At 62.5% G+C, this 5,693-nt stretch carries 5 protein-coding genes; all 5 read left to right on the top strand.

The genetic code is table 11. The annotated features are described in order from the left end of the window. A partial coding sequence (locus WAX14_RS12230; protein ID WP_422628325.1) for an IPT/TIG domain-containing protein occupies positions 1–800 on the top strand: 800 nt, incomplete at its 5' end. 84 nt (positions 801–884) lie between these two features. After that, entirely contained in the window at positions 885–1,160 is a 276-nt protein-coding gene (locus WAX14_RS12225; RefSeq protein ID WP_422628324.1) for a hypothetical protein, read from the top strand. Positions 1,161–1,228: 68 nt separating this feature from the next. Beyond that, positions 1,229–1,549 (top strand): DUF5361 domain-containing protein, encoded by a 321-nt coding sequence (locus WAX14_RS12220; RefSeq protein ID WP_422628323.1) that lies wholly within the window; start codon positions 1,229–1,231, stop codon positions 1,547–1,549. A gap of 250 nt (positions 1,550–1,799) precedes the next feature. After that, a complete protein-coding gene (locus WAX14_RS12215) occupies positions 1,800–2,351 on the top strand; it encodes an endonuclease domain-containing protein (protein ID WP_422628326.1) in 552 nt (183 codons plus the stop codon). A 77-nt stretch (positions 2,352–2,428) separates the two neighbouring features. Further along, positions 2,429–5,693: phage tail tape measure protein (locus tag WAX14_RS12210; RefSeq protein WP_422628322.1), on the top strand; the 3,265-nt coding region annotated here is incomplete at its 3' end.

The following is a 5,693-nucleotide window of genomic DNA, read 5'->3' as shown; positions in this document are numbered from 1 at the left end:
TCGACAAGATCTCGAATGCCAAGCCAGTAGTGACCGGTGGTGTTCTCAATGGCACGCTCGGTACGCCGCTTCCCACGGATGCGTCGACGCCGTTCGATGCGGCGGTGAAGGGCCTCGGCTACGTGTCCGAGGATGGGCTGCAGCCTGAGGGTGAGCGGTCCACGAACGCTGTCCGTGACTGGGCTGGCGATGTCATCGCCCAGCTGCAGACCGAGCACTCATCGCGGTTCACGTTCACTCTGTATGGCGTGTTCGACCTGGACGTGATGAAGGCTGCGTTCGGGCCGGACAATGTGACTGAGACCGGTTCTGGCCGGTTCACGGTCGTCGAGGATGGCGCGGAACTGCCGCATTCGGTGTGGGCGTTCGATGTGCGCGGTTCGGGTGGCAAGAAGACTCGCATCTGCATTCCGGATGGTCAGCCGTCAAACGTGTCGGAGTCTGCGTTCGTTGCGGGTGAGCTGCAGGCGGTCACGCTGACGATCGAAGCGTTCAAGGATTCGGCCGGCAAGAAGGTGTACCGCTACTACGAAGACGGTTCGGCTCCTGCTGCTCCGGTGATTTCGGCGCACATCCCAGACTCGATCGCTGTCGCTGGTGGCGAGCTGGTCACCCTGACCGGTTCCGGGTTCACCGGCGCTACGGCTGTCACGTTCGGTGGTACTGCTGCAGACGATTTCGAGGTGGTCTCGGATTCGAAGCTGGTGGCGATTGCTCCGGCGAAGACGGCGGGTTCGGTGAACGTGGTTGTTACGACTGCGGCTGGCGCGTCGGCGGCTCACGCCGTCACGTACGCGTAGGCCGGTTGTTCTCCGGCGGGGTGGTTTTCGCAGACCGGCCGCCCCGCCGGTTCTACCTGTGGTCTGCGATGAGGAAGGTCTGCGATGGCTGTCAAGAAGAACGCTGACGATTTCGAGTACACGTCCGAGGGTGGTGTGTCGATCACTCTGCCGCCGCTGCGTCCGACGTTCGGGGATCTGCGGAAGATTCGGAAGCTGTCGGATTTCGACCAGTTTTCGACGCTGGTGGAGAAGTTCGTCACCGACGATGATGCGCTCGATGCGTTGGATCTGATTCCGTCGAGTGAGGTTCCGAAGCTGCGGGACGAGTGGTTCAAGCATTCGCAGGGCGCCACGCTGGGGGAATCCAAGCCCTCCTGACGCTCGTCGACGAGCATCGGGAGGCAATCGAATACGACTGCCTCCGTGTTGGTGTCCGCTTGTCCCGCATGGGCGTCGACCACGACTGGTCCGAGCTGAAAGCTGTGGTGAAGCAGTCCCTACGGGATCCGCATTCGTCACTGTTCTTTGCGATCGCACCAGACGATGCGGGTTGGGGGAAGCTCGAGCAGCTCCTTGCCGAGTTGGTTGATACGGCTCACTGGGTGAAGTGGTCGAAGACGACAGACGCGAAATTCAACCGCAACCATCCGAAGCCGATCCCCCGTCCGGGTGTCGTGAAGCCTGAGCGGATCGGTGAGGACCCCATCCCGATGGACGAGATGGACGAGTGGTTGGGCTGGACGCGCAAGGAAGTCGGTGCTTCCTAGTATGATTGAGACGTAAGAGACCCCGGCAGGTGCGGTAACACCTCCGGGGCGTGGCCGAACTGTTGAGGAGTTCGACGTGTCGAAGCATACACCTACCGGGGCGTGCCTGACTTGCGGTGCGGAGTTGATCCGCTACCTGGTCGGCAAAGGCGTAGCGGGCCCGCGCAAGTACTGCTCGGATGAGTGCCGTCCGCGGTGCATCGTCGAGTTCTGCGACCGCCCAAAACGATCGTCCGACGGATTGTGCAGTATGCACTACACGCAGAAGCGCCGGGGGAAGCCGTTCGCAGAGTCGGCGTGGGCGGATGAGTGGAAGTGCGTCGTCTGCGGAGTGGACGTAGAAAAGGGTAGTGGGATGCGCAGGCACTGTTCGCGCGCATGTCAGGCGCAGGACTCGCGGCACAAGGGCGATCGCAAGTCGCACGCCACTTGCATCCTGTGCGGCCGAGACTTCCCACTGTCTCGCGGTAGCGGTGGACGGTTCCAGCGGGTTGACACGAAGTGGTGCCGGGATTGCGGGCGAGAGTCACCAGATGCCCTGCGTTTCAGGAACTACGGCGTGACCCCTGATCAGTACACTGCGGCGCTTGAGCAGGGCTGCGAGATCTGCGGATCGGTGGTCGACAAACTTCACGTTGACCATGACCACAACTGCTGCGGGCCACGCTCGCGGACGTGCGGAAAGTGTGTGCGTGGGCTGATCTGCGGGCCGTGCAATCGCGCGCTTGGCATGTTCAAGGACAACGTACGGTCGCTACAGAGCGCCATCGCTTACCTAGACAGGTGGCAAGGCGGCAACTGAACAACGTAACGAGATGACCCCCGAAGGAATCCTCCGGGGGTTTTCTTATGCCCTAGGTCGGGCGGATCGGAGGGCAGATGCAGTGGCTATTGAGTTGGCAACTGCGTATTTACGTCAGCCTCGTCGCTGAAACTTCGGATCTGGCACGGGATCTCCGTCGCGATCTCGAACGTGCGGGTGATCAGGCTGGCCGGCAAGCTGGGGAAGGTTTCGCCGACCAGTTCACTCGCCAGACTCGCGGCATGGATAGGGACGTGTCTCGGCGTCTCGGGGATACCGGTGGGGATGAGGGCCGGGACGCTGGTCGCCGGTTCTCGTCTGGGTTCTCGGAGCGATTGTCGGGCATTGGTGATTCGATCGGTGATCGTCTCGGCGGGGCCGCGGATCGTGTTTCTGGGATGGCCGGTGATTCTGGCGGAGCATCGTTCCTGTCTGGGTTCTCCGGGCAGATCGGTTCGTTGGGGTCGAAGGCCGGTCCGATCGGTGCGGCGTTGGCTGGTGTTGCTGCGATCGGTGTATCCGCTGGTGCTGTGCTGGCTGGCGCGATCGCAGACGGGATGCAGCAGCAGCAGCAGCGGGACCTGATCCAGGCTCGGCTCGGCGTGAACGAGTCGACGATGGAAGTGATCGGCACCGCTGCCGGTAACGCTTTCTCGAACGCCTGGGGTGAATCTGTTCAGGCGAACATGACGACGGCGCAGCTTGCGATCCAGTCGGGGATCCTCAACGGTGAGGAAACCGCCGGTGAGATGCAGCCTGTCATCGAAGGCTTGCAGGGCGTCACTGACCTCATGGGTGGCGAGATGTCCGACACTGTGCGGGCTGTGTCGGCGCTGATGAAGAACGACCTCGTCGACTCCGCTGAGGATGCGTTCGACGTCATCACCCTCGGGTATCAGCGCGGCGGGAACATCGGCGATGACCTGATCGACTCGATGTCGGAGTACTCGGCGGGCTGGAAGCAGACTGGGCTGTCTGCGGAGTTCGCGCTCGGCTTGATCAACCAGTCGATGGAGAACGGCGCCGACAACACCGACCGCGGCGCTGATGCCCTGCGTGAGTTCGGTCGCCGCATGTACGAGGAAAGCGACACGATCAAGGAAGCGTTCACCGACCTGGGCTTCAGCGCTGACGAGATGTATGCGCGCCTGAAAGCAGGTGGTCCTGACGCGGAGAAGGCGTTCGACGAGATATTCGACGCCATCCGTGTCATTCCGGAACCCACTGAAAGAGCGGCCGCGGCACAGAAGCTTCTCGGCGATACGGCCGGTGACTTCATTGGGGCCTTTACGCAGTGGGATCCATCCAAGGCTGCAGCGTCTTTCGGCGTGGTCGAGGGCGCTGCGAAGTCTGCTCGTGACGTGATGGGCAGTAACCCGATGTCCGAGTGGACGTCGTCGATGAACACCATCAAGGTTGAAGCGGACAGCGTGAAGTTGGCGCTCGCTGATATGGCGGGCCCGTACTTGTCGCAGCTCGCGGAGTGGGTGTCGACGCACAAGCCGGAGATCATCGGGTTCTTTACCGGCTTGGTCGATGGTGCGCTGCTGGCGGGTGAAGGTATTGCCCGTTTCGTGCAGGGCGCACTGAATGTGATCGGACCGTTCGCGGCGATCGCTGCGGAAGCGTTCGCTGGTGTGCTCGACACGATGGGGTTCTTCGTGTCCGCAGCGGCGAAGGTTGCCGGCGCGCTCGGTATGGACGGGTTGTCGTCCGATCTGGAGGGCGCGCAGACCTTCCTCAACGACTATGCGGACAAGTCGCGTGGCGCAGCCAGCGGGATGCTCGATCTCGCGGACACGATAGGCGAGGACGTCATCCCGGCACTGTCTGGGATGCGTGAGGATTTCAAGCTATCTGGTCAGCAGGCGCAGGATTCGGCGACGCTGATGCGGGCGCTCGGTGATGACGTAAAGATGATTCCGGATAGCAAGCGGATTCTCATCGAGGACAACACCCCGGAGCGGCGGGCTGAGCTTGAGAAGCTCGGGTTGCAGGTGCGGGAGTTGCCGGACGGCACGTTCGAGGTGTTCGCGAACACCGCCGAGGGTCAGCGGATTGTCGACAACTTCATTGCCGCGAACACCGGTCGCACGATCGGCGTGTGGGTTGACGGCAAGTTCCGGTGGTCGCAGGAGCGTTCCGCCTACAACCGCCAGTTGGGTATGTCCGATGAGGATTTCGCGCGGATGCAGAATGCCGCGCAAGGAGGATTCGCGACAGGCGGGTACTTCACTGGCGCGGGGACGGGCACCTCGGATTCGAACTTGATTCGAATCTCGGATGGCGAGTTCATCACCCAGGCCGCAATGACGAAGAAGCATCGCGGGCTCCTCGAGGCAATCAACAACGATGACATCCCCGCATTCGCTGAAGGTGGTGTGGTTCGGGGGAAGAAGTTCGCGCAGTCGATGGATCCGGCGACGTATCTGATGGGCGGATTCTCGCGCTCTTCGATCGATTGTTCGGGGATGGTCGCGGCCACGGTCAACGACATCATGGGGATCAACCCGTTCGATTCGAGAATGTCCACGGTCAACGAGGGTGACTGGTTGGCGGCGAAGGGATTCCAGCCTGGCCGCGGCAAGCCCGGTGATGTCCGTGTCGGTTGGTACGACAACGGCGGTGGCGCGTTCGGTCACACTGCGATGACTCTCGAGGACGGCACGAATGTCGAGTCGAACGGCTCGCAGGGTGTGGTCATCGGCGGCGCTGTCGGCGCGGATGATCCGATGTTTGACCAGCACATGTTCCTGCCTGGTCAGTACTTGCAGGGTGGCGATCTAGGCGCTGGGGCTTCTGGTGGATCCAGTGTCGGTGGCCTGTCTCCGCTGGGTTCTGGTTCTGGTGGCGGGTTCGGCGGCGGCTCCGGTGGTGGTTCGGGGTCCGGAGGGGCCGGTGGGGCGTCATCCAATGCGGTGTCGGTGTTCGTGACGAACTGGCCGAACGGCTTGACCACGGTCGAGCAGGTCGGTTTGGACGGCACGACAACGGCATCGACGGATGCGCCGGCGTCGACTGCGGAAGCGCAGACGGCGGAGGTGAACCCGTACGAGGAGCGGCTTCGCCAGTACGGCGAGCAGATGGCCGGCATCGGACAGAACGCTGCCCTGGAAATCCTCGGGGTGCAGGGCACACTGCTGGACCCGAACCATCGGTTCTGGACTGCGGGCAGGGAGATCGCGCAGGCGTTCTCGCAGCGCGGCGCCTCGACAGCTGATGGTGCTGGTGCACCGCAGTCGGTCGACAACTCGGTGACTGTGCAGGCGCATGGCCTGATCGATAACCGGATCGTCGACGAGATTGCCCGTCGGGTTGCTGCTCTGCAATCACGTAATTCGT

The sequence above is a fragment of the Rhodococcus sp. (in: high G+C Gram-positive bacteria) genome (assembly GCF_049299235.1).
Classification (GTDB): Bacteria; Actinomycetota; Actinomycetes; order Mycobacteriales; family Mycobacteriaceae; genus Rhodococcus.
Note: the sequence above shows the minus strand (reverse complement) of the source record. Positions and strands in the feature narration are given on the sequence as shown.

Coding starts and splice junctions, on each gene's coding strand:
- WAX14_RS12220 (WP_422628323.1), top strand. CDS start 1,229: ATGGGCGTCGACCACGACTGGTCCGAGCTGAAAGCTGTGGTGAAGCAG.
- WAX14_RS12225 (WP_422628324.1), top strand. CDS start 885: ATGGCTGTCAAGAAGAACGCTGACGATTTCGAGTACACGTCCGAGGGT.
- WAX14_RS12215 (WP_422628326.1), top strand. CDS start 1,800: ATGCACTACACGCAGAAGCGCCGGGGGAAGCCGTTCGCAGAGTCGGCG.